Source organism: Thermostichus sp. MS-CIW-36, from assembly GCF_054059035.1.
In genome coordinates this window covers 1-22,258 of sequence record NZ_JBSSBR010000041.1, presented here as the reverse complement: position 1 = coordinate 22,258, position 22,258 = coordinate 1, and the positions used below count along the sequence as shown (strand labels likewise).

The following is a 22,258-nucleotide window of genomic DNA, read 5'->3' as shown; positions in this document are numbered from 1 at the left end:
CGACGTTGGATAACAGTAGTCATGAGGTCAAACTTCCCTAAGGAAGCGCGAAGATTGACAACCTAAACTTAAAACATCCGTTAAGTTTCGTCAACTACCTTTTTTGATCCTGAGAGAGGCCATGTCGCTTGTCCGCTGGATTTTGGGGATCCACACCACCACACCCGTTTTGGGCCTGGCCCTGCTGCCGTTGGAGCCGGGGCTGGGAGAACCCCGCAGCCAGAGCTGGTGGCTGGATCGGGAGATGGCAGCGCAGTTGCACCCCTGCTTGAGAGACTTCTTGGCCCGTCAGGCTTGGTCACAGGTAGCCGGGATCGCTGTAGCTTTGGGGCCGGGCAGCTTTACGGGCAGCCGTTTGGGGGTGAGCGTGGCCCGTCTGCTGGGCCAGCAACTGCGCATCCCCGTGTTCGGCTACTCGGCTTTGGCCGTCCTCGCCTGCCAGGTGTGGCAGGAGCAGGGATCCCCGCCCCAGCCCTTGACGGTGGCAGTGCAGATGGACGCCAAACGAGGAGAGCGGTATGGCGGCGTGTATCGGGTGACAGAAGAGGGTGTCGCTGCAGAAGTGGCCGACCAGCTTTGGGAGGAAGAGGCTTGGCAGGCCCTTCTCCGCCATTGGCCGCAAGCTCTATCCGTGAATGCCGCCGATTTTGTGGATTCTGCACCTGTGGTGGCGTTGGCAGAATTGGCCCGCGCCGATTTTCGGGCCGGATTGCGCCCTCAGTGGCAGGAGGTGCTGCCCCTCTACGGTCGCCAGCCCCCGATTGATCTCAGAGGGCTGAATCGGACTCCGTCTCCCCAGCGCGAACGGAGTGCCCCATCGTCACGGTAAGATTGGGAAGTCTAAGCAACGGATCCCTCTGCTGACATGATCTCAAGCAACGATTTGCGCCCTGGCGTCTCTGTAGAAATTGACGGAGCTCCCTACAAGGTGATCGAGTTCCTGCATGTGAAACCCGGCAAGGGGGCAGCCTTTGTGCGCACTAAGCTCAAAAACATGCAGACTGGCAACGTTGTGGAGAAAACCTTCCGCGCCGGTGAAACCCTGCCCGCAGCCACCATCGAAAAAGTCGAGATGCAGTATCTCTACGCGGAAGGGAACAACTTGGTGTTTATGGACATGGAGACCTATGAGCAGGCTCCAATTACCGCCGCCCAAATTGGCTCCGCCGTGAAATATCTGAAAGAAAACATGCAAGTGTCAATCTTGCGCTGGAAAGGGCAGGTGATCGATGTGGAGCTGCCCAACACCGTTGTTCTGGAAGTGGTGGAAACAGATCCAGGGGTGAAAGGAGATACCGCCACTGGGGGAACCAAGCCGGCCAAGCTGGAGACCGGTGCTGAGATCCAGGTGCCTTTGTTCATCAAGGTGGGGGAACGGATTCGGGTCGATACCCGCACCGACACCTATCTGGGCCGAGAGTGAGTTCTCCCTCTCCTTTTCGGTTATGGATTTCTGTTGTGGACAGGTGATGCATCAGGAGTGAACCTTCCCTTGGATGTTGTCAATTGGCAGGAAATTCGTCTTCTCCTGGCCGCTCTGCAAGAGAGCGATGTTACCGAGCTAACTCTGGAGTTCAAAGATTTTCGCCTCACCTTGCGCAAGGGGATCCCGACTGAGCTCTCCTCCACCCCCGCCAGTCCGGTTATTGTCTCCTCTGCGCCTCCTCCTGCTCCTGCAGAAGCGCCCCCTCCTCCCACTGCTCCCAAATCCACCCCCAGCCATTGGATAGACGTGACGTCACCAATGGTGGGCACTTTCTACAGCGCCCCAGCTCCAGGTGAACCTGACTTTGTGCGGGTTGGCCAACGGGTGAACAAGGGCCAAACCCTGTGCATCATCGAAGCCATGAAGCTGATGAACGAAATCGAGGCTGAAACGGCAGGTGTGGTGACCGAGATTTTGGTGAGCAATGGGCAATCGGTGGAGTTTGGGCAGGTGTTGATGCGGTTGGATCCCACGGGTTAGTGGGCAAGGGAGAAGCCGGATTTTGGCGACCCAATTTCCTTTGCCTTGCCGGTGCAGCGCTCCCGAGAGGGGCCAGGTGAGCTTGACTTCTCTCTCAAGCAGGAAGAAAGTGAGTTGGCTTTAGAGCCAACATTGATGTCTGTCAGTTATGTCCACAATTATGGCCATTCCGATTATGGCCATTTCAATTCATCAATTCAAATCATCAATTCAAACTAGGACACTGCGCCCACGGCTAAAACGTCGGTCGCGTTGTCGCGTCAGCGTTGCGGAGCCATAATGCCCCCGGCCAAAGGCTTTTCTCAACAGCCCAGGCATCTCACCCTAACCTGAAACGACCACAATGCCAATACGGCAATGTGGCGTTGTCATCTCTTTATGCTCTATCCTGTGGAGCAATAGGCTAGAGTACAGCAACAACAAATATAGTCCTGAGCTGGGAACCTTTCTGATGCCTCCGCGCTCCTCTTCCTCCCAGAGCGGTTCTACCCCATTCCCCTTTCTGGAAGGGAAGGGTGCTGCTGCCGACGGGGCTGAGTCGAGCTTACCGCTGGGACAGCGTTTGCTGCGGGCGGGTCTGATCTCCCAATCCCAGTTGGCTCAGGCTCTGCGAGAGCAACAGCAAAACCACCTCAAGTTGGGAGAAGTGTGTCTCGAGCGCGGCTGGCTCACTCTGGCTGATCTCTACCGCTTCCTGCCCAGCCAGTCCCTTTCTCTAGGAGAGATTTTGGTGGCGCTGGGCCATTTGGATTTCGAGCAATTGCGGGTTGCTCTGGCTCAACAGCGTCGCTATGGGCGGAAATTGGGGGAAATCCTCACCTGGAAAGGTTGGGTACAGCCCGCCATTTTGGATCGCGCCTTGGATGTCCAGGTGCAACTGCAGCGGATGGCTTCCCCCAATGCGTGGGAGGCGCTGCAGCCTTTTTTGGCCAGGGATCCCAAACCCGAGGTTCAGCTTACCCCCCAAAGAGCGGCAACTCCTGGCCGAGAAGCTCTGGCCCAGGATTTGGCTGTACCCGAAGAGGCCAAGATCCCTTGCGAGGGAACAATTCAGCCATCGAGTCTCGAATCCGCAGTTGGGGGAGATCCCATCCCTGGAACATTGGCTGGAACATTGGCTGCGGCGGCCTCGGATCCCTTTGCCGATGAGCCTCAACCGGCCACCTTGGCTGACTACCGCAAGCAAGTGGAAGCCTTGCGGCTACAAATCGAGCTCCAGGAACAGGAATGGGATCGGATCCTGGCCAACATGAACCAGCAGATTGCCGATTTTCAAAACCAGTATCAGCAGCGCATTCAAAAACTGGAAGCCACCATTCGTCTCCAGCAGGCGGAGCTCCAGCACCAGGCTACGCTGCAGCAGGATTTGCGGGTTTGGCGGGAACAACTGCAACGTCTAGAAACGGAGCTGGCCCTTGCCCGCGCTGCCGAGCAGAAGGCGCAGCGGCAGTTGCAAACCCAGCGAGATTGCTATCAGTCGGAACTGGAGCAGTTGCAAGAGCAAATCCAGATTCTGCAGAAACGCCAGTTGGACTCGGTGCCCAGCAGCGTTGTGGCTGACCTACGCGCCCAATTGGAGGCAGCGCTTCATCAAATCCAGCAGCTCCGATCGGAGCGGGATCAGTTGCAGGCCCAACTTGCCCAGCAAGCTGCAGAGTCAGAGGCTGCTCTATCCCGGCATCTGGATTCCTTCTGGCCAGAGCAGGTTGCCGCCTTGGAGCAACAGATTGCGGAGCTGAGGGCCGCTTTGCAGATGTGGCAAGAGCGCTACGCTCAGTTACAGCAAGAGCACGAGGCCCAAATGGCGCGGCTTTCCGGCTATGTTCCCCCAGAGCAGGTGGAAAGCTTACAGGTGCAGCTACAACAACTGCAAGCGGAAATGGCGCGGCTGATGGCAGCCAACCGTGACTACGAAGCGCACATTGCTCAACTGGAGGAGCAACTGCAGCAGAGCCAAGCCCTGATCCACCAGCTCAGGGCAGAACGGGCCGAGGCCGACCAGCGCATTGTCCAACTGGAGGGATCCCTGCAAGCCCGCCAAGAAGCCTTGGAGCAAGCTCAACAACAACTGAAAACCACGGGATCCCGCCTCAGCGCCCTTCAACAGCAGCAGGCCAACTTGACGGTGGAACTGCGAGACGCGCGAGAGCTGCTGGCGGCCTATCGGCAGAGCCTGGAGTCCCTGCAAGAGAATCTCAAGATTGAGCAGAATCGCAACCGTCTGCTGCAGGTGAGTTACGAACAGCAAAAGCTGATCGCCGAGGCAGCGCAGGCTCAGTTGAGAGCAGCCAACTTCTCTGGCTCAACCGCCAAAGATGGGCCAGCACGCTTGCGTGAGCGAAACGCAGTCCTTACGGGGAGACCGGAGGAACCCGAGACCGACGCCGACACTCCTGAGGATACGCCGACGGATCCCTTGTTGGCAGAACTCACCCCATGGGCCAGGCATCTGTTCCAAAACTTACAGGCGGCGGGCCTGCTGGATCGGCCCCAGATCCAAGACATCCTCAGCCGCTGGCAACAGTCGGGGGGCAAGCTGACCGCGGTCATCGGCGAGTGTACCGGCCTGAAGGCAACCACGATCAAGTTCTTTGCGGATGGGGGGTATTCTGCCCGTTTGTCGGGGTGCCGCACGGTGGGAGAGTTCCTCAAGGCTGCCGACTTGTTGGCTGCTGAAGTGCTGGAGTCCTTGCCGCCGATGGATGAATCTTCGCCCCACTGGGGGGATCCCTTGGTGGAGCGGGGGTTATTGCGACCGGAGACGCTGCAGTATTTTCGCAAACATTTCCTGCCAGCTTCTGCCAGCGGATGCTGAGATATGCCAGAACTCCGTCCGAGCGCCGAGACCGTCAAGCGGATGAAGGTCTTGCCTCCACAGCACATTGTCGGGCAGGAGATGGCGGCACGACTGCTTGTGGCGGCCCTGGAGAAGGGGCGGGTGACTTCCAGCTACTGCTTCTTGGGCCCCCAAGGGGTGGGGCGGAAGCTGATGGCCCGTTGGTTTGCCCAGGCCCTCTTGTGCGAATCCAGCTCCGGGGTCCCTTGCGGCAAGTGCTCCCACTGCCGTTGGCTGCTGGCGGGCAACCATCCCAATCTCCACTGGGTCAGCCCCACCTACCTGCACCAAGGCCGCCTAATTGCGGCAGACTCCCCGGAGGCGCAAACCTTGCAACGGCGCTCGCCGCCCCAAATTCGCCTGGAGCAGGTGCAGGGGGTATCCCGCTTCTGTGCCCGCAAGCCGATTCGAGCCCAGCGAAAGGGCTCCGCCCCGCTAAAGGACTCCGTCCCGCTTACGCGATCGGGAGCGGTGGTGGTGCTGGAGGGAGCCGAAACCTTGGCGGAAAGCGCTGCCAATGCTTTGTTGAAAACTCTGGAAGAGCCCGGCCCGGCCCACATTGTTCTCATCGCCCCCCAGGCGGCCTCGCTGTTGCCGACGCTGTTGTCCCGCTGCCAGATGGTGCCTTTTCGCCGCCTCAGCCCAGAAGAGGTCGACCGGGTGCTGAGTGGGTTGGGTTGCCCAGATCTGGCAGGGATCCCTCGATCCGAGCTGATTGCCTTGGCCCAGGGCAGCCCCGGCTTGGCACTGCTGGCCCACCAGCACCTACGGCAGATCCCGCCGTCGCTCCTTGAGGAACTCAAACGTTGGCCCTGGCACTCTTCTCTCCAGCAGGCGTTGGAATTGGGCAGGGCGGTGGCCGGTTTGGAGCTGCCGACCCAACTGTGGCTGATCGATTATTTGCAGCAGCATTTCTGGGCACAGGGATCCCGTCAGCCGCTCGCGTCAGGGGTACGGGGTGCCATCCGGCAATTGGAACGCATTCGCCAACAACTGCTGCAATCGGTGCAGCCACGCCTCTGTTGGGAAGTCAACCTGGCCAACGAAGGACTCCGTCCCGCTAGCGCGAACAGTCTGGGTGGGTGATGTGGTAGCTGCCGTCAGCCTGTACCCAGGCGATCTCTGGGATCCCACATTGGCAAGCATAGACTTCTATCTCTTCAGGAGCTCGATCCAGCAATTCCAGCTCCACTGCCTCCATTCGCGTCAGCGGTGCGGTTCCCGTTAGGGTGCCGTAGGCATAGCACTCTTCTCGCCAGCGGGCGGCCAAGGCCAGCGCCGCCGGGATCCCTGCCGGCACCAGGGGCACCACCAACCGTTTGCAGCCCATCTCCTCGGTTTTGGGGTCGGGGGGCAAGAGCCGGAGCAGCGTATCCGGCAGAAGGGTAAAGCCGATCCCCGGCTGTTCGACCTGCTGAGGGCTGTAGAGAGCATGCAGCCGGTCGTAGCGTCCCCCCAAGGCAATGATCTCCCCGCCTGCCACTGCCTGAAAAACGATGCCGGTGTAGTAGGCCAGGGTTTGCAACAAGCTCAGATCCAGCACCACCCGCACCCCATGTTCCTCCAGCACCTGGCAGAGCTGCCGCAGATCCCGCAGCCGCTCAGGCGGCACAGGCAACTGAGCCAGGTCAGAAAGAACTGAGCCGGGCTGGCCCCGCAGCCCCAGAATCTGCAAGCCAATCTGGCGGGCGGCTTCCGGCAGAGGGGCCGATTCCAGGTAAACGTAGTCGAGCTGGGCAATGGCACGGCGCACTGCCGCTTGAGCCGTGGGGGCAACGGCGCTGAGCAAACTCTCGGTGAGGCTGACATCTCCCAGCAGCAGCGTCCAGGCGGCCTCCGTCCCGTTTACACAAGAAGAGATGCCGATCGAGCGAATGCAATCGGCCAGCAGCAGCAGAATCTCGGCATCTGCCAGCCATCCCCCTGCCCCGATCAGCTCCACTCCGGACTGAAAAAACTCCTGGCTACTGTAGGATCCCTCCTCCCGCCGGCTGTTGCGAAAAACGCTGCCGTGGTAGTAGAGCCGCAACGGCAAAGGCCCACCGGCTAGACGGGTGGCTGCCGCCCGCACAATGGAAGCAGTGAACTCGGGGCGCAGCCCCAGCATCGTCCCTTCGCCATCCCGCAGTTGCAGCACCGACTCGGCACGGATGGATCCCCCCGCCAGCAGCGTTTCCAGCCGCTCCAGGGTGGGAGTGATGATGCGCTGGTAGCCGTAGCGTCGGAAAACCTGGGTAAGCTGAGCCTCCAGCTTCTCCCGCCGTTGTACCTCCCGCGGCAGGAGATCCCGGGCACCGCTGGGGGGGCGCAGGCTGCTGGAGACGGTAGAACTGGCTTCAGGGCGCTCCGCACCGCTGACGTGAGAGTGCTCCGCACCGCTAACGCGATTGTACACAGGGCAACTCCGACAGGCTGTCCTGCCGCATCCTACCACTTGGAAGGGAGATCGACCGGGATCTTTGGGCTTCCCTCTAGTCCTCGATTTACCGGGCTATCGGTTAGCTTGCAGCACAATGCTCAACCTCGCTGACGAACCTTCCGACAGACGTTGTTGGTCTGGGCGATAGCAGCTTGACGTGGATTGGCCAAACCGGTGAGCTGGCTGGCACATTTTTTGTAGGCATTTCGCCTAGGCTAAAGTTTGCTCCACCTTCAGCCTGTGTGCTCTTTCAGAGCGAGGAGCAACTACCTGCAGCTTGCGGGGAAGTCGCGCCTGTGGAGATCCCTTTGGCGGGGTGGTAGAGGTGAGCTCTACCACTGGCCATGGGTCGTGGAAGCAAAAAGAAAGCATCAACCTGCGCGAAAGTCCGCTTTTGCTCGGTGTTGTATAAGTCTTTCAGAGCGGAAACTCAGGCCACTCCCGGATGGGATCCGTGGAGCGTACTCGGTGCATTCCTGCTTCCGCAAAGCGGGCGAAAGCGGCCTCCGCCTGTTCGCTGAAATCCACAACGCCGGGGATCACCACCGCCGAGGTGCAGTCCTCCAGAAGATAAACTTTCTTGGCCAAGCTGGGATCCGTGGCTTGGATTTCCTGCAGCAGGTCACTCACCGTCCAGGCCACGCAATGGCTTTTGGCTTGGCCAGCCACGATCAGCGCATCAAACTGCAGCAGGTGGCGGATAAGAGGCTCATTTTTCTCGTCGATGGGATCCCCTTCCGGCCCGGTCAAGACCTCCGGGCTGAGTACGGAATAATTCTCCGTCAAGGGGTTGGCTCCCTTGAGCTGCAGGCTGGGCTGGCTAAGGCGGGCCATGCCGTGAAAGAAAATCGCCTCCTCCACCGCCGGCACCAAGGCATGGCCGATCCCCCCCAGCATGGAGTGGTAGGGCCAGACGATGAGGGGATATTTCCCCCCCTGCTCCAATTGCTCGGCGTAATGCAGAGCGTAGACCTGCAACCGGGTTAGATCCCCTTGGGTCAGGCTGGCGGCTACAGCCGGGTTCACCCGCCACCGCCCGCAGCGGATATCGGCTGCCGAAATGGCCGTGGCCGGCTCAGGATGGGATCCCTGTGCGTCCACCCAAAAGACGGGGTGGAAGATCTGCATGGCCGTGTGGGTGTCGAGGGTGGCAACAATCTGGGTGATGCAGGCCAAATTGCGGTAGATGAACTGACAAAGCCGGCGATTATCTTCCACCGCTCCCAACCCGCTGGAACCGGCCACAAACAGCTCAAAGCCGGGAATGCAAAAGGTGTTCTGCACATCAATGAGCAACAAGCCCACCCGCACCTGATCGGCCTCCGCCGGCGGGATCCCTTGCTCCTTGGCCCAGCGCTCGGCTTCTGCTGCCCGCTGTTGGTAGGGCACGCGCCAAATCTCCCCCACCCGCTCCGGATCAAAGTGGGGGGGAAGGCCCGCTGGAGCCGCAACCGTTAGCTCCTGTAGAGTGGCATTCATGGCGTTCTCCCGGTGGGGGCTGGATTGACCAGGCTTGCACAAGCTTGATCTAAGGTTAAAGGAAGTCGGGCTGGTACTTATGGTTGGTTTCACTATAAGTTGGGGAAGAGGTTTTGTCCAGATAGCCGCCTGTGTTCTCGGCTAAGTTTGGATTTGGCGTCTTGTTGAGACCGATTTTTCGAGCTTTTCGGGGGTTGCGGTGCTTCTGGTGGATCCCGGACAGGCAGGCTTACTTATGGTAAGTTTCACTATAACCTTGGCGACAGCTCTCTGCTCGATCCCATCGCTCCCCATCGGCTTCTGCCTTGAGGTTTTTTCATGTTGAGCCCTGATTTCTCGTCGTTGCAGCCCCAAGACTATGGCTTGCTAACCGATCTGTACCAGTTCACCATGGCCGCTTGCTATGTGGGGGAAGGGCTAGAGGCTCAGCCCGCTGCCTTTGAGCTGTTCGTGCGGCGGCTGCCCACCGACTATGGCTATCTGATTGCCATGGGGCTCACCCAGGCAGTGGACTATCTGCAGCAACTGAGCTTCGCCCCCGAGGCTTTGCGAGCGCTGCGGGAAACGGGCATTTTCGCCGATGCGCCGGAGCGCTTTTGGGAGCTGCTGGCCCGCTGCCGGTTTGAGGGGGATGTGTGGGCGGTGCCGGAAGGAACCGCCATTTTCGCCAACCAGCCCCTGTTGCGGGTGGAAGCCCCCCTCTGGCAAGCCCAACTGGTGGAAACTTACTTGCTGTCCACCTTTAACTACCAGACCCTGATCGCCACCAAGGCGGCCCGTATGCGAGATGCAGCAGGGGATGAGGCCATTTTGTTGGAGTTCGGCACCCGGCGAGCTTTTGGTCCCCAGGCGGGGCTATGGGCAGCCCGGGCGGCTCTGGCGGCAGGGTTCAATGCCACCTCCAATGTTTTGGCAGCCCTGAAATTGGGGCGCAAGCCGGCAGGAACCATGGCCCATTCCCTGGTGATGGCCATTGCCGCTCTTTCGGGAGATGAGACCCGCGCTTTTCAGTCCTTTCGGCGCTACTTTCCCCAGGCTGCGCTGCTGATCGATACCTACGACCCCATCCAAGGGGCGCGCACGGCAGCCCAGCTCTTTGCGGCCAGAAGCCCAGATCAACTGGGATCCCGCGGGGAAATCGGCGGGGTGCGCATCGACTCAGGAGATTTGGAAGATCTCTCTCGCCGGGTGAAACAGATTTTGCCTCAAGGAGCCCCGGTGTTCGTCAGTGGGGATTTGGATGAATACGAGATCGAGCGCCTGCATCGCTCCCAGGCCCCCATCAGCGGCTATGGAGTGGGCACCCGCCTGGTGACCGGAGAAGGCGTGAACGGGGTGTACAAATTGGTGGAAATCAACGGGATCCCAGTGGCCAAAGCTTCCTTTGCCAAAGCCACCCTTCCCGGTCGCAAGCAGATCTTTCGCGGCCCTGAAGGAGACTTGTTGGGCCATGCTGACGAGCCCCCGCCTCCTGGCTACGAACCGCTGTTGCGCAAAGTCATGGAAAAAGGGCTGCTGCTGGATCCCTTGCCGGATTTGGAAGCCATTGCCCGCACCAGCCGCGCTTCTGTGCTGCGCCTGCCTCAGGGGGTGCGACAACTGCGCCAGCCGGATCCCTGGCCCATGGCCCTGACTGCAACTTTGCAGCGGTTGAAAGACCACACCCTCGGTCAGGACTGTGCCTCGGCGGGCACTGCCTGAGGAGCGGATTCTAATCCAAGCAACATTGAACCATGCTGAACATAGTATTCAGCATGGCGCGATATGTAACTCCCAAAGAAGTTGCTCGTCGGCAGTACGAACACCTTCAGGACGAGCAAGGCGATATGACCTCGATAGCTACATCAAGTTACCCGGAAAGCAGAAGCACATTGTTCTCTACGCCAGAGTTATCAGCCGAGCGCAAAAACCCGACTTGGAGCGACAGATTGCTCGATTGGTTAGCCTCCATTCTGGAGCCGAAGGGGTCGGAGACATTGGCGGCGGTCTCCACTTCCAAAGACCACGGTTCCTTGCCCTACTGGAACGAATCGGTGCAGGAGATGTCGGCACACTTGTGGTCGCCTATAAAGACCGCCTCTGCCGCTTTGGATTTGAGCTTGTTGCCTGGTACTGCCGTCAACACGGGTTCGAGAAAGAGCTCCGCTCCGCTGACGCAAACGTGGTTCTCAATCACCAAGACCACTCTCCCCAACAGGAATGGGTTGAGGATATTCTTGCCATTTTGCACGGCTTCAGTCATCGGCTCAGCGGACTCAGGAAGTACCGAACTGCAATCCAGGAAGATCAGGATTTATCCCGAACCCGCTCTGGCTAAGGTGTGGAAACACTGGCAAGCAGCGTGCCGGTATTGCTACAACCAAGCGATTGCCCATCAGTGCCAGCACGGTGCCCCAAAAACGGCCAGAAAGCTGCGGGACATCATCCTGCACTCCGACCTGCCCCGGTGGGTGAAGGACGCCCCCTGCCACATCAAGCAGAACGCGGTCATCGAGGCGTGGTTGGCGTTTCGCCGAAGCAAAGACGCGAGGTTTCGCAGTGTGCGGGACAGGTCGCATACGCTGCAATTCAACGCCGGCAACTTTCGCAATGGGACGTGGTATCCGAAACTCACCCGAGGTTTGGCGTTTCGTGCATCCGAGGAGATGCCCAGATAATGGGCACATGGAACTGAGCTAGTGCGGGTGAAAGACAGGTGGTATGCCATCTTCCCTGAACCTGTGAACGAGCAGTGCTCGTTGGCAACGGGAATCATAGCGCTTGACCCTGGGGTGAGAACTTTCCTCACCGGGTTTGATGGGGAAGGTTTTGTGGATATTGCCAAAGGCGACTTTGGCCGGATAACACGGCTGTGCCACTACCTGGATGAGTTGCAATCGAGGCTGAGCCAGGCACCGAGGCAAAAGCGTAGGCGAATGCGGCAAGCAGCGTTTCGCTTGCGTCAAAAAATCAGGAACTTAGGTCGTGTTGATCTTATGTTAAGATAGAGAGAATAATTTATGGTGGAAAGAGGATGAAGTTGGTTTTTTAGATGAAAACAAACGGCAGAAGATATTGGCTTTTTTACGGACAGAAGAGAGAGTTAACATTGGGAAAGAAGCAAACTGTAAACAGTCTATTGAAGCAGTTCTTTGGATAGCCCGTTCCGGTGCTCCTTGGCGCTACCTCCCAGAAGGATATGGCAAATGGTACACCATCTATCAAAGATTCCACCGGTGGAGTCGTTTTGGAGTGTGGGAACGGATGTTCAAGTATTTTATTGACGACCCTGATTTAGAGCATCTCATTATTGATTCAACCATGGTTCGAGCGCACTCCTATGCTGCTGGAAAAAAGGGGAGCAAGCTTTGGGGAGAAGCCGGGGGGATACAGCACTAAGATTCATGTGAGTGTAGATAGGTTGGGAAATCCGCTGGAATTGAGGATAACTGGCGGAGAAAGGAACGATATTACTCAAGGGGAAGAATTGATAGAGGGCTGGCAGAGAGAGGATACCAAGGTAATTGAGGATAAAGGATATGATGCCAATAAGTTGATTGAGAAGATAGGGGAAGCTCAAGCGGTTATTCCGCCTAAAAGAAATAGAAAGATGCAGCGGCATTATGACAAGCATTTATATAAAGAAAGGCATTTAATCGAATGCTTTTTTCATAAGTTAAAGCAGTACCGGCATCTATGTTCTCGTTTTGGCAAATTGGCAAGAAACTTCTTGAGTTTTCTCTATCTCGTCAGTGCTCTCTTTTGGCTCAAATAAAAGATCAACACAACCTAGTTTGAATCGAAATGACTATGACGACAAAAAGTTGAACCACGCACCTCTGTATGGAAGGGCTCCCCTTCCTGGGGAAAGTCCTCGCGGAAATGGGCTCCTCGGCTTTCTTCCCGCAGCAGCGCCCCCTGCGCTACAAGACGGGCGAGCAAAAGCAGACTGCCTGCCTCAGCCTCTTCCCGGCTGGCCCAAGGCTTTTCCTGCAGGGGAAGTTCCTTGACAAAGGCCAGAAAAGCCCGCAGCCGTGTTCCCTCGCGCACAACGCCCAAAGCTTCCCCAACTCGCTGCCTCAGAGCCGGCACGATGGAGGGAGATGCCGCCAGAACGGGTAGCCTTTGCAGTCGCCGGGCGAAGCTCACCTCTCCCAAGTCTTGCAAGGCAGCCAAAGCAGCCCGCTTGCCCATAACCAGCCCCTCCAAGAGACTGTTGGAAGCCAAACGATTGGCCCCGTGTAGCCCCGTGGAAGCCACCTCCCCGGCAGCATAAAGGCCCGGCAGTCCGGTGAAGCCGAAAGCGTCCGTTCGGATCCCACCCATCACGTAGTGAGCGGCGGGAACAACCGGCAGCAGATCCTTGGTAGGATCCAACCCCAAGGCGCGGGCAGAAGCAACAACGGTGGGAAAACGCTCCTCCAGATGTTCGACGACCCGCAGATCCAGGTAGGTTCCCCCTGTCTGCTCCCGCTCCCAGAAAACGGCTCGAGCTACCACATCCCGCGGCGCCAGCTCTCCCCGCTCCGCATACCGAGGCATGAAACGCTCCCCAAAGGCGTTGAGGAGAACGGCCCCTTCTCCTCTTACTGCCTCGCTCACCAGCGCTCCATTGGGCAAAGCCGTGGGGTGAAATTGCACAAACTCCAGATCCCTGAGGATGGCCCCTGCCCGCCAAGCCAGCACCATCCCATCGCCGGTAGCTCCCGAGGGAGCTGTCGAGACGGGGAAGAGGCTGCCAAATCCTCCCGTAGCCAGGAGAACTGCCCCGGCCCTCACCTCCACCGGCCCCTCAGGGCCAAGAAGCAAGGCCCCCGCCACCCTGTCCCCCGCCAGCAAAAAGCTGAGGGCTGTGTAGCCCTGCAAAGGCAGCCTGTTGAGGCGAGCCAGCAAACCTCTCAGGAGCCACAGTCCGCTCCGATCCCCCCCCAGATGGCGAACCCGCGCTTGGGAGTGGCCCCCTTCCCGGACAGGTTGGGGATGGAAAGGAAGGCCCCAGCGCAAAAGTCTCTCCAGGTGCAAGGGTGCTTCCTCCACAATGGAGCGAGCCACCTTTTCTTCCACCAGGCCACGGCCCGCTTGCAAGGTATCTTGGATATGGGCTTCTACGTCCGCCTCATCCACAGGAAAAGCCACCCCACCCTGCGCCCAAGGGGTAGAGCCAGAGGGAAGGGGATCCTTGCTTACCACCAGAGTTGTCGCCCCCTGGGTTTCGGCCCACAAGGCTGCGTACACCCCCGCCACCCCCGCTCCCAGGATCAGCAGATCAGTTTGCCATCGCACTAGCGGTGCGATTTCCCTGCCGTAGGCATAGCACTCTTGCAGCAGCGCCACGTAGTCCTTGCGCTCCAATTTAAGCCCCGGCAGGCACTGCCAGCATGGCCAGAATCGACCGGCGAGCCTTCTCAGCCACGTCCTGGGGTACCTGAATCACGTGGCGCATCTCCTGCAGGGAGCGATAAATCTTTTCCAAGGTAATCTTTTTCATGTACTCGCAAACGGCCTCTGCCTTGACAGGGATGAAGGTCTTGTCTGGAGCTTCTTTCTTGAGCCGGTGGAGAATGCCCACCTCAGTAGCGACCACGAACTCGCGGCTTTCCGAGGTTTTGGCGTAGCGCACCATGCCCTCGGTAGAGAGCAGCTTGGCATCCGGTTTGAGAAAGAGACAGCTAGAGCCGCAACTGCACTCGGGGTGGATGAGGAACTCCGCTCCAGGGTGCTCTTCCACCATCGCCTTGAGGTGCTCTTCCCGGATGCCGACATGCACGTGGCACTCTCCCGGAAAGAGATCCAGCTCCCTCCCGGTTACCTGAGCAACGTGGGCTCCCAGAAACATATCCGGCACAAAGAAGATGGGGCGATCCCGGGGCAGGCTGGCCACCACTTGAACTGCGTTGGCGCTGGTTACGCAGACATCTGCCAGAGCCTTGATCTCGGCAGCGGTGTTGACGTAGGCCACCACCAGGCCCTCAGGGCAGGCTGCCTTCCACCGCAGCACATCTTCTGGGCGAATGCTGTCGGCTAGGGAACAGCCCGCCTCCAGATCCGGCAGCAGCACCGTCTTTTCGGGGTTGAGGATGGCAGCCGTCTCTGCCATAAAATGCACGCCCGCAAAGACGATCACCTGGGCGCTCGTCTTTTGAGCCTCTCGAGCCAGCCCCAAGGAGTCTCCCACAAAGTCTGCTACCTCTTGAACTTCGGGGAGCTGATAGGAATGGGCAAGGATGACCGCCTGCCTTTCCTGTTTGAGCCGAACAATCTCCTGGACGGTCACGTCAGCGTTGCGTAGCAATAGAGTTTCTCCTTATCATTCTCGACTTCTTGTCGCGACAGCGTTGCGTAGCAATAACGGCTTTGTTCCTCTGTAAGCTGGACGCGATCTGAGGACTTTGTCCCGCTAATGGGCTCGCAGGAGCAGCGCGCAGCGATAGCAGAAAGCGTATCTCCTGCAGTTGGCTGACTCTGCTTTAGCCAAGACGCTCGGAGAAGCCTTTCGCGGCGCTCGGTTGAGCTGGAGCTGGGCCTAGGTTGTTTTCCCAAAGTAGCATCGGTTGCGACGGCGTTGCGCAGCAGTAAAACAGCATCTAGCGAGGACTTGGCTCAGGTTGACATTCCCCCCTGCATAAAGGCAGGGGATTCTTTCAAGCACTCCGCGCCGTCATAGGCGTTCGCGAAAGCGTCGTGTAGCAATGAAGCAAAGGCCGTCCCAGGGGGCGGGGCTTGTTCGCTTTAGCAGCGCGGAGCGCTAAACCCGGTTTTCTTGGTCAGGCAGTGTAGTAGGCCGTGCCTTTGTTGACGAAGTCCAGCGTATAGGCAGCCCGGTAGTTGATGGTTGGCTCAAACACGCCGGCCACTGTCATGCTGTCGAAGAAGTCTTGCCAGCGTTTGTCGGTCATGGCGCCAATGCCTTTTTCCAGCGCATCGCCGGACAAGATGATGCCGTACTCCTGCAGTTTCTCGAAGCTATAGGCCAACTGGGCATCGGTCATTTCCGGGTTGTCCTGCTTGATCAAGCGATAGGCCGGACGGGGATCCTCCAAGAAGCTGTACCAGCCTTTGATAGAGGCATCCACGAATCGCTCCACCAAGTCGGGCTTGGTTTCCACCAGTTGGCGACGGGTTTCGATGGTGGTGGCATAGGGTTTGTAGCCCAAATCCGCCAGGAGGAAGACCACCGGCTCAAATCCCCCTTCCCGTTGGATGGCAAAAGGCTCAGACGTCAGATAGCCTTGCTGAGCTGAGCTGGGATCCGCCAAAAAGGGGCCGGGGTTGAAGTTATAGGGGCGAACTTGGTCGTCGGTGAAGCCAAAGCGGGCCTTCAGGTAGGGCCAGTAGGTGGCAAGCCCCCCTTTCGAGACGAAAATGGGCCGGCCCTTGAGCTCTTCAAAGCGCTGGGTGCCGGGGTGGGTCATGATGATCTGCGGGTCTTTTTGGAAAATGGCTGCCACACACACCAAAGGGATCCCTTCTCGCACAGCATTGATCACCCCTGTGCTTCCCCCCATGGCAAACTCGGCAGCTCCACCGGCCAAAACTTGGGTGATGTTGATGCCGGGGCCACCCATCTTGATGGTCACATCCAGGCCATGCTCGCGGTAGATGCCGGTCGCCACCGCCTGATAAAAGCCGCCGTGTTCCGCCTGAGCATACCAGTTGGTAGCATAGGAAACGCGATCCAGGCCGGATCCCTGAGCCACGATCAGGGTGGGAGAGGGTTTGCGCTGAGCTTGGGCGCCCCCTGCCGCCAGCAGACCGCCCCCAAGGGCTGCGGCTCCCACTTTGAGAAGCTGACGGCGGCTCAGAGCCTTGGTGTTCGAGTCAGAGGGTTGAGACGAAGCCATAATCCATTCTCCCTAAGCTAATCCTTGCAAGGTGTGAGGGGGCCAAAGATGCAGGTACAGCCTATTGAGGGGCTACGGATACGGTTGTAAACCTACTTGTTCTAAACCTCATCGGAGTCAAGCCTCAGAAACACGATGTTTTGTATCCCTTAAGTTTTGTATCCCTTAATTTGTGAACAGGCTGTAACTTGCGACACCCCATTAAGCCAGAAACCCTTGGGCAGAGCGGTATCTCCGGCTACCGGCACTTGCAGACGAGAGCCGTTGGCGTTCGGTTCCATCGGCGGGAGGCCAAGCTGCCCTGGGGCCAGCACCTCAGTTCGCAAATGGCAAGAGGAACAAAACCCGAAACCAGCCTTGCCCTGGTCTATCTCAAACCTGTAGCCACCGAACCTGACCGGCGCTCGAAGTAACCTGCAGATCTCATTCTGCCGCAATCTTGCTGGGTCAAAGAGCCCCACCCCTTGAGCATTTGCCGGAGCTGTTGGCAATTTATCCCCGGTCGGGATGGAGTTGCGGCCAATTGGAGAGCTTGCTTTCTAGAGCTTGCTTTCTGCTAAGGCAACCCGCTATGCTACCGCCCAGATTGAGGCATTCTCCCGTGGCAAGTCAGCAGCTTCGTGTCTATGTCCCCCCTCACCCGCTCATTAAGCACTGGCTAACCGTGGCTCGGGATGCGGAGACGCCCATGCCCCTGTTTCGCACGGCCATGTCGGAGCTGGGCCGCTGGCTAACCTATGAGGCGATGCGGGAGTGGATCCCCACCCAGACCGTTCAGGTGCAAACCCCTTTGGAACCCGTTGCCGCGGAGGTCATTGCGCCGGATACCCTGCTGGGCATTGTGCCTGTATTGCGGGCTGGCTTGGCGATGCTGGAAGGCTGTCAAGCCCTTTTGCCCCAGGCGCGGATCTTTCACATTGGCATGGTGCGGGATGAGGAAACGCTGCAGGCCAGTTGCTACCTCAATCGCCTTCCAGAGCGGATCCCTGAACAGATGCGCATTCTCATTCCCGAGCCGATGTTGGCCACCGGGGGCACGCTGCTCTGGGTTTTGGATGAGCTAAAAAAACGGGGGGCGGATCCCAGCTTGGTTAGAATTGTCAGCGCATTGGCAGCGCCCCCAGGGTTACAGCGGTTGGGATCCCACTACCCGATGGTGCAAATCTTCTGCGCCATGATTGACGAGCGGCTGAACGATCGAGGATTTATCTTGCCCGGGCTGGGGGATGCAGGGGATCGTGCCTTTGGCACAGAAAACTAGCCACTGACCCACTCAATCTGTCTGTCTTCTCTGCTGCTGGTTTTTGAGCCAAGATCTTCGGCGACACACGCATTCTGTAGTGCTCAATCGAGCTTTTACCACTTCTGGCGCACGGATTGCCCATTCACCCAGATGCTTTGAGGGAGAGCATTTGAGGCTAACCCCCCTCAGATTGGTCAAGCTATTGGATCATAGGTACTGTAGGACGCTTCAGCCGGTCGCGCTACTTGCAATTCTGACGGGGCCAGCACCTTTTCCCTTCCTGCGCCTATGCGACTTGTCCTTACCAGTTTGGATGGCAGCTTGCTGGATCTGGAGTCCAACAGCTATGGTGCTGCCCGACAAGCCTTGGCTGCCCTAGAGCGCCGCTCCATTCCCTTGGTGCTCTACAGCCTGCGCACCCGTGCTCAACTGGAGCAGGTGCGGCGGCAGTTACGCCTGGAGCATCCGTTCATCTGCGAGGATGGATCCGCCGTTTACGTGCCTGAGCATTACTTCCCGGCGGGCATTCTGGATGAGCAGTGGCAACACCGACCGCCCTACTACGTGTATGCCTTGGGTCTGCCCTATTCTCGCCTGCGCAGCATCTTGCAACAGGTGCGCCAAGATTTCCACTTGGACTTGATCGGGTTTGGGGATTGGACTGCCTCTGAACTGGCCGCTGCCACCGGGATCCCTTTGGAAGAGGCGGAGCGGGCGCAGCAGCGAGAGTACAGCGAGATTTTCAGCTATTCCGGGGATCCCGAAACCCTACGGGAAGCTTTTGCCCAACAAGAGGCCAACCTCACCCAACATCTGCTGCGGGTGCGTCAGCTCCACTTCTCCAGCCTGCCGCAATGGTATCTGACCGGATGGATACGGCCAACGATGGCCGCAGAACCCAATTTCTCGCCGGGGGAGCAGGCGGTGCGGCGGCTGCTGGATTGCTATCAACGGCATTTGGGCCCTATCAAGGCTTTGGGCATTGGTTGTTCCCCGCCCGATGTGGCCTTTTTGCGGTGGACGGAGCAAAAAGTGGTGCTTCCCAGCCCAATTGCGGATAGCCTCTGGAGTGAGGCCCTGCCCCAATGGCAATTGGCTCAGCTCCCCGGCCCAGAGGGGTGGAATGAAGTGGTGTTGATGTGGTTGGAGGAAACAGATCATGGTGATGAATAAGCAGCAGAGCGGTTGTCAGGCTGTCCCCCTGGGCTTGAGAACGGCGGGATGCTTGCTGAGTTTGGCGATGGCCATGCCCGCCTACGCACAACCGCCCATGACCCTACTGACAGGAGAACCGACGGTCGCCCAACTGAAGGAAGACGGAGCCCGCTACCTGCAGATGGGCTTTCATACCTTGGCCATCAACGCCTACCGGAGCGCGATTGAACTGGAAGAAAAAACCTTGGTGCTGCCCAGCGAACGGGATCCCGATGTGCCTTTTAACCTCGGCTTGATCTACGCCCGTCAGGGCAAGCTGGCGGAGGCGCGCGCTGCCTTTCAACGCTCGGTAGAGGTGGATCCCAGTAGCTTTAAGGCCCGCTATCAACTGGCTTTGGTGGATCTCAAGCTGGGGAACCTGGCCGCAGCCAAAGAGCAGCTCACCCTTTTGGCCCATGCCGCCAGCAACCATCCGGAAACCCACAGCCATATTCAATCTTTACTGGCCACTCTGGAGTCTGTGCCCCTGCCCGGCCAACAAGGAAAAAACCCGGCTCGTCCTCCAGCCGTCGAGTCAGAAGCCGCCAAGCTCTTGCTCGAACCTCAGAAAACAGAAACAGCCGCCCTGCCAACTGCGACTGAAAAGAAAGGGCCAGAGGAAGAGAAACCCCTCTCGCTTCTGCAGCGGCTCCGCCAACAGGAGCGGGACTAGTTCTCTCTCGGCCCAGACTGACAACCCATGAAGGCATGTAGCTGGATGCCAGGGATCCCACTGGTCACCGGGCCTTGGGCTAGGCTCACCCCTTTTTGGGATCCGACTGAGAATCTTCGGGCTGGGGCCCTTTGGTGGTGAACACCGTGGTGAACATCATCAGCATGCCTCCCCCCAAGATCAGCAGGGCTAATCCGCCAAACATCCAATTCATCCAAGCTTGAACTTCCATGGGGGAGCTCTCCAGAATACGAGAATCCATTGGGCAGTTTTATCCTACATCTGGAGAAACGGTGCCCAGCAGCTACTGATTGGCTCGGTAAAGCAACCCCAGCCCTACGGCGGCACAGATCAAGTTGGGCAACCAAGCCGCCATTGCTGGCCCCAGCGTCCCAATTTGTCCCAGCGCCTGGGTGATGAACAGCAGCACATAGAAGGCAAAGATAATCAGCACACTGATGCCCAACCCCAAAGAGGAACCGGTGCGCTGCGGGCGCAGCCCCAAAGGCACCCCAATCAGGGTAAACGCCAGACACGCGAAAGGAATGGCATACTTCTGGTTGAGGCTGACCTGTAGACGGCGCACCCGTTGCAGATCTCCAGAACTGGCGATCACCTCGACGTAATGCTTCAGCTCCCGAATGTTCATTTCCTCAGGGCTGCGGATCTCTTGAGCCAGCTCCAGTGGTGCGCGAGGCAGGCGCAACTCCTGCCGGCTGAAGGTGGCAATGTTGCTGTAGGTGCCATCCGGAGAAACGATGTAGTTGGTGCCATCCTCAAACACCCAAAGATTCTCTTGGGGATCCCAGCGTCCCCGTTGGGCCAGCAGGATTTGGTTGAGCGCTTCGTTGGAAAAATCTAGGACGATAATGCCGCGCATTTGCTTCCCATCGAAGCTGCGGGCGTAGAACTGACGGGTTAGCCCTTGTCGCCGGGAAAAGGTGCCGTCCGGCTCAGGCATGAGGATCTCGCCAAATTCTTGGTAGAGGATATTCTCCCGCCGGAAGTCGGGATCCCGATTTAAAGCTCGATTCAAAGTCGTGGCCGCTTGGCGATTGCTCACCGGCACCACCAGCTCATTGAACAGAAACGTTAACGTCGTCACCAGCAAGCTGAGGACGAGGGCAGGCACCATGAGGCGGTAAAGGCTCACCCCGCATCCGCGCAAGGCCGTGATCTCGTTGTCGGCAGACAAGCGCCCATAGGCCAGCAACGTCGCCAGCAACATGGACATCGGGAACGTCAAAACGATGATCCCCGGCGCCCGCAGCACGAACACCTGCAAGGCTGCTGAAATCGATAACCCTGCCTCCACCACCAGGCGCACCAGCTCGAACAGGGATCCCACCGCCATCACCAAGGTTGTGAAAGCCCCCACCCCAAAGAGAAACGGCAGCAGCATTTCCGAGAGGACATAGCGATCCATCAGGCCCACCGCGCAAACGAGGGAGAGCCTGTGGTCAGGCCGCTCGCGGGAACGGGCAGGAGGGAGAGAATGAAGTTTCACGCAACCCAAGGAAGTAGTAGGCAGGACAGCCGAAGGCTGTTAACGACTCTAGACCGGAACACTGGGCAATGAAAGGCTATCGCCTTCCTTTCTCAACCTAACCCGCCTATGATCGACCCCAAGTAAGCTCAGGCATAGAATTGGGCCGGGTTTGTCTTGGGAAGACTTTCGACATGGTTTCCTCCTCTTCCCCCTCCTGCAATCTTAGGAGTTTGCTGGAGCGGCTCCTGGAGCTGCGGCAGCAGGTTGTAGAGGGATCCCAGAAATACTTGGCCGCTTGGGGCTGCCTTACGAGCCCTCCTGCGGCCATCCACAACCTGGCGCGCTACCTGGCGCTGCGCCAACAGGATCTGCGCAGCTTGCAACTGGAGCTGGCGGCTGCGGGGCTGTCCTCGCTGGGGCGCTGTGAGTCGCGGGTTCTGGAGAGCCTGGATGCGGTGATTGCTATTTTGGCAGCCACCCAGGGTTTGACCCATACGGCACCCAGCTATGAAGAGTTTTACGCCGGAGATACGGCACTAGAGCAGCACGCCGAGGCGCTGTTTGGCCCCCCTTCTCCCCATCGCCGCGCGCGCATCATGGTGACCCTGCCCAGCGAAGCCGCCGAGCAGCCGGAGCTGTTGCTGCAGTTTGGAGCGGGGCATGAACGTGGCCCGCATCAACTGCACCCACGACGAGCCCTCGGTGTGGGAGAAAATGGTGGCCCACTTGCGCCAGGCCGAAGCCCAGACCCAACAGCGTTGCAAGATTTTGCTGGACCTGGCTGGCCCCAAGATCCGCACCGGCCCAGTGGCCATGCCCCCCGGCAAAACCAAGGTGTACCGCGGGGATCGCATCCTGCTCACCGCGAAGGTTCCTGAGGCCAGCGCCGATATCTCCTGCCAGGTGACCTGCAGCCTGCCGGAGGTTTTGGCGCACCTGCAGGTAGGGGCAAGTGTTTGGATCGACGGCGGCAAAATCGGCGCCCGCGTGGTAAGGATCGAGCCGGCAGGCGTGGTGCTGGAGCATGACTCTAGTCAATGATATGCTGGACTATACTGAAAATAATGTACAGTATGTTCAGTATGGCTGCTTGGCATGGCTAGGTATGTAAAACCGAGAGAAGCGGCGGATTATTTTGG

Annotated in this window: 19 protein-coding genes and 2 pseudogenes; 13 read left to right on the top strand and 8 right to left on the bottom strand. The window is 58.6% G+C overall.

What is annotated here, in order from left to right; genetic code table 11:
• Positions 1–121: 121 nt before the first annotated feature.
• The 5 genes from tsaB to ACVWVQ_RS13145 all read left to right on the top strand — a co-directional run bounded on the left by tsaB (position 122) and on the right by ACVWVQ_RS13145 (position 5,888).
• Positions 122–829, top strand: coding sequence for a tRNA (adenosine(37)-N6)-threonylcarbamoyltransferase complex dimerization subunit type 1 TsaB (tsaB, locus tag ACVWVQ_RS13165; protein WP_457508923.1), 708 nt, complete (start codon positions 122–124; stop codon positions 827–829).
• A 36-nt stretch (positions 830–865) separates the two neighbouring features.
• Entirely contained in the window at positions 866–1,423 is a 558-nt protein-coding gene (gene efp, locus ACVWVQ_RS13160) for an elongation factor P (protein WP_457508921.1), read from the top strand.
• 69 nt (positions 1,424–1,492) lie between these two features.
• Positions 1,493–1,966 (top strand): acetyl-CoA carboxylase biotin carboxyl carrier protein, encoded by a 474-nt coding sequence (gene accB, locus ACVWVQ_RS13155; protein ID WP_457508929.1) that lies wholly within the window; start codon positions 1,493–1,495, stop codon positions 1,964–1,966.
• A 451-nt stretch (positions 1,967–2,417) separates the two neighbouring features.
• The gene (locus ACVWVQ_RS13150) at positions 2,418–4,781 is read left to right on the top strand and encodes a hypothetical protein (protein WP_457508919.1); all 2,364 of its coding nucleotides are present in this window, start codon (positions 2,418–2,420) and stop codon (positions 4,779–4,781) included.
• A gap of 3 nt (positions 4,782–4,784) precedes the next feature.
• A complete protein-coding gene (locus ACVWVQ_RS13145; protein ID WP_457508917.1) occupies positions 4,785–5,888 on the top strand; it encodes a DNA polymerase III subunit delta' in 1,104 nt (367 codons plus the stop codon).
• Here ACVWVQ_RS13145 and ACVWVQ_RS13140 read toward each other — a convergent pair.
• Together ACVWVQ_RS13140 and ACVWVQ_RS13135 are read right to left on the bottom strand one after the other, a co-directional pair.
• Positions 5,863–7,197: an ATP phosphoribosyltransferase regulatory subunit gene (locus ACVWVQ_RS13140; RefSeq protein ID WP_457508915.1), complete on the bottom strand. Its 1,335-nt coding sequence runs from the start codon at positions 7,195–7,197 to the stop codon at positions 5,863–5,865. The genes ACVWVQ_RS13145 and ACVWVQ_RS13140 overlap by 26 nt on opposite strands.
• A 441-nt stretch (positions 7,198–7,638) precedes the next feature.
• On the bottom strand, positions 7,639–8,700 hold the full coding sequence (locus ACVWVQ_RS13135) for a cysteine hydrolase family protein (protein WP_414408493.1): 1,062 nt from the start codon (positions 8,698–8,700) through the stop codon (positions 7,639–7,641).
• A 318-nt stretch (positions 8,701–9,018) separates the two neighbouring features.
• On the opposite strand from ACVWVQ_RS13135, the gene ACVWVQ_RS13130 reads away from it, so the two are divergent.
• The 4 genes and pseudogenes from ACVWVQ_RS13130 (at position 9,019) to ACVWVQ_RS13115 (ending at position 12,454) form a co-directional block, all read left to right on the top strand.
• Positions 9,019–10,401: a nicotinate phosphoribosyltransferase gene (locus tag ACVWVQ_RS13130; RefSeq protein ID WP_457508913.1), complete on the top strand. Its 1,383-nt coding sequence runs from the start codon at positions 9,019–9,021 to the stop codon at positions 10,399–10,401.
• 73 nt (positions 10,402–10,474) lie between these two features.
• Positions 10,475–11,017: pseudogene (locus ACVWVQ_RS13125) on the top strand (IS607 family transposase); the annotation flags it as partial.
• Positions 10,905–11,660: pseudogene (locus ACVWVQ_RS13120) on the top strand (helix-turn-helix domain-containing protein); the annotation flags it as partial. The pseudogenes ACVWVQ_RS13125 and ACVWVQ_RS13120, both read left to right, overlap by 113 nt.
• Positions 11,661–11,751: 91 nt before the next feature.
• A protein-coding gene (locus ACVWVQ_RS13115; RefSeq protein ID WP_457508927.1) for an IS5 family transposase occupies positions 11,752–12,454 on the top strand; the annotation gives its coding sequence in 2 pieces (ribosomal slippage) (positions 11,752–12,044 and positions 12,043–12,454; 705 coding nt in all).
• A 14-nt stretch (positions 12,455–12,468) separates the two neighbouring features.
• On the opposite strand, the gene ACVWVQ_RS13110 is transcribed toward ACVWVQ_RS13115, so the two are convergent.
• The 3 genes from ACVWVQ_RS13110 to ACVWVQ_RS13100 form a co-directional block, all read right to left on the bottom strand.
• Positions 12,469–13,962 (bottom strand): L-aspartate oxidase, encoded by a 1,494-nt coding sequence (locus ACVWVQ_RS13110; RefSeq protein WP_457508925.1) that lies wholly within the window; start codon positions 13,960–13,962, stop codon positions 12,469–12,471.
• A 70-nt stretch (positions 13,963–14,032) separates the two neighbouring features.
• Positions 14,033–14,971, bottom strand: a complete 939-nt coding sequence (nadA, locus tag ACVWVQ_RS13105) for a quinolinate synthase NadA (protein WP_457508911.1) — start codon at positions 14,969–14,971, stop codon at positions 14,033–14,035.
• Positions 14,972–15,443: 472 nt separating this feature from the next.
• Positions 15,444–16,520, bottom strand: a complete 1,077-nt coding sequence (locus ACVWVQ_RS13100; protein WP_011433957.1) for an ABC transporter substrate-binding protein — start codon at positions 16,518–16,520, stop codon at positions 15,444–15,446.
• Positions 16,521–17,091: 571 nt separating this feature from the next.
• Here ACVWVQ_RS13100 and upp point away from each other — a divergent pair.
• From upp to ACVWVQ_RS13085, 3 genes are all read left to right on the top strand, one after another.
• Positions 17,092–17,781, top strand: coding sequence for a uracil phosphoribosyltransferase (gene upp, locus ACVWVQ_RS13095; protein ID WP_011433955.1), 690 nt, complete (start codon positions 17,092–17,094; stop codon positions 17,779–17,781).
• A 270-nt stretch (positions 17,782–18,051) separates the two neighbouring features.
• Positions 18,052–18,936, top strand: a complete 885-nt coding sequence (locus ACVWVQ_RS13090; RefSeq protein ID WP_414398481.1) for an HAD hydrolase family protein — start codon at positions 18,052–18,054, stop codon at positions 18,934–18,936.
• Positions 18,923–19,630 (top strand): tetratricopeptide repeat protein, encoded by a 708-nt coding sequence (locus ACVWVQ_RS13085; protein ID WP_414375473.1) that lies wholly within the window; start codon positions 18,923–18,925, stop codon positions 19,628–19,630. Before ACVWVQ_RS13090 ends, ACVWVQ_RS13085 begins: the two co-directional genes overlap by 14 nt.
• A gap of 85 nt (positions 19,631–19,715) precedes the next feature.
• Here ACVWVQ_RS13085 and ACVWVQ_RS13080 read toward each other — a convergent pair whose 3' ends face one another.
• The 3 genes from ACVWVQ_RS13080 to ACVWVQ_RS13070 form a co-directional block, all read right to left on the bottom strand.
• The gene (locus tag ACVWVQ_RS13080) at positions 19,716–19,862 is read right to left on the bottom strand and encodes a hypothetical protein (protein WP_457508909.1); all 147 of its coding nucleotides are present in this window, start codon (positions 19,860–19,862) and stop codon (positions 19,716–19,718) included.
• 72 nt (positions 19,863–19,934) lie between these two features.
• Positions 19,935–21,137: an LptF/LptG family permease gene (locus ACVWVQ_RS13075; protein WP_457508907.1), complete on the bottom strand. Its 1,203-nt coding sequence runs from the start codon at positions 21,135–21,137 to the stop codon at positions 19,935–19,937.
• Between the two features lie 128 nt (positions 21,138–21,265).
• Entirely contained in the window at positions 21,266–21,613 is a 348-nt protein-coding gene (locus ACVWVQ_RS13070; protein WP_457508905.1) for a hypothetical protein, read from the bottom strand.
• A gap of 166 nt (positions 21,614–21,779) precedes the next feature.
• Here ACVWVQ_RS13070 and ACVWVQ_RS13065 point away from each other — a divergent pair, with 166 nt between their 5' ends.
• The gene (locus ACVWVQ_RS13065; protein ID WP_457508903.1) at positions 21,780–22,160 is read left to right on the top strand and encodes a pyruvate kinase; all 381 of its coding nucleotides are present in this window, start codon (positions 21,780–21,782) and stop codon (positions 22,158–22,160) included.
• The last annotated feature ends 98 nt before the right edge of the window (positions 22,161–22,258 follow it).

What these genes read in the sequence shown, in the direction of transcription:
- tsaB (WP_457508923.1), top strand. Translation starts at nt 122, where the DNA reads ATGTCGCTTGTCCGCTGGATTTTGGGGATCCACACCACCACACCCGTT.
- efp (WP_457508921.1), top strand. Translation starts at nt 866, where the DNA reads ATGATCTCAAGCAACGATTTGCGCCCTGGCGTCTCTGTAGAAATTGAC.
- ACVWVQ_RS13150 (WP_457508919.1), top strand. Translation starts at nt 2,418, where the DNA reads ATGCCTCCGCGCTCCTCTTCCTCCCAGAGCGGTTCTACCCCATTCCCC.
- ACVWVQ_RS13145 (WP_457508917.1), top strand. Translation starts at nt 4,785, where the DNA reads ATGCCAGAACTCCGTCCGAGCGCCGAGACCGTCAAGCGGATGAAGGTC.
- ACVWVQ_RS13135 (WP_414408493.1), bottom strand. Translation starts at nt 8,700, where the DNA reads ATGAATGCCACTCTACAGGAGCTAACGGTTGCGGCTCCAGCGGGCCTT.
- ACVWVQ_RS13130 (WP_457508913.1), top strand. Translation starts at nt 9,019, where the DNA reads ATGTTGAGCCCTGATTTCTCGTCGTTGCAGCCCCAAGACTATGGCTTG.
- ACVWVQ_RS13100 (WP_011433957.1), bottom strand. Translation starts at nt 16,520, where the DNA reads ATGGCTTCGTCTCAACCCTCTGACTCGAACACCAAGGCTCTGAGCCGC.
- upp (WP_011433955.1), top strand. Translation starts at nt 17,092, where the DNA reads ATGCTACCGCCCAGATTGAGGCATTCTCCCGTGGCAAGTCAGCAGCTT.
- ACVWVQ_RS13090 (WP_414398481.1), top strand. Translation starts at nt 18,052, where the DNA reads ATGCGACTTGTCCTTACCAGTTTGGATGGCAGCTTGCTGGATCTGGAG.
- ACVWVQ_RS13085 (WP_414375473.1), top strand. Translation starts at nt 18,923, where the DNA reads ATGGTGATGAATAAGCAGCAGAGCGGTTGTCAGGCTGTCCCCCTGGGC.
- ACVWVQ_RS13080 (WP_457508909.1), bottom strand. Translation starts at nt 19,862, where the DNA reads ATGGAAGTTCAAGCTTGGATGAATTGGATGTTTGGCGGATTAGCCCTG.
- ACVWVQ_RS13070 (WP_457508905.1), bottom strand. Translation starts at nt 21,613, where the DNA reads ATGGGTCAAACCCTGGGTGGCTGCCAAAATAGCAATCACCGCATCCAG.
- ACVWVQ_RS13065 (WP_457508903.1), top strand. Translation starts at nt 21,780, where the DNA reads ATGAACGTGGCCCGCATCAACTGCACCCACGACGAGCCCTCGGTGTGG.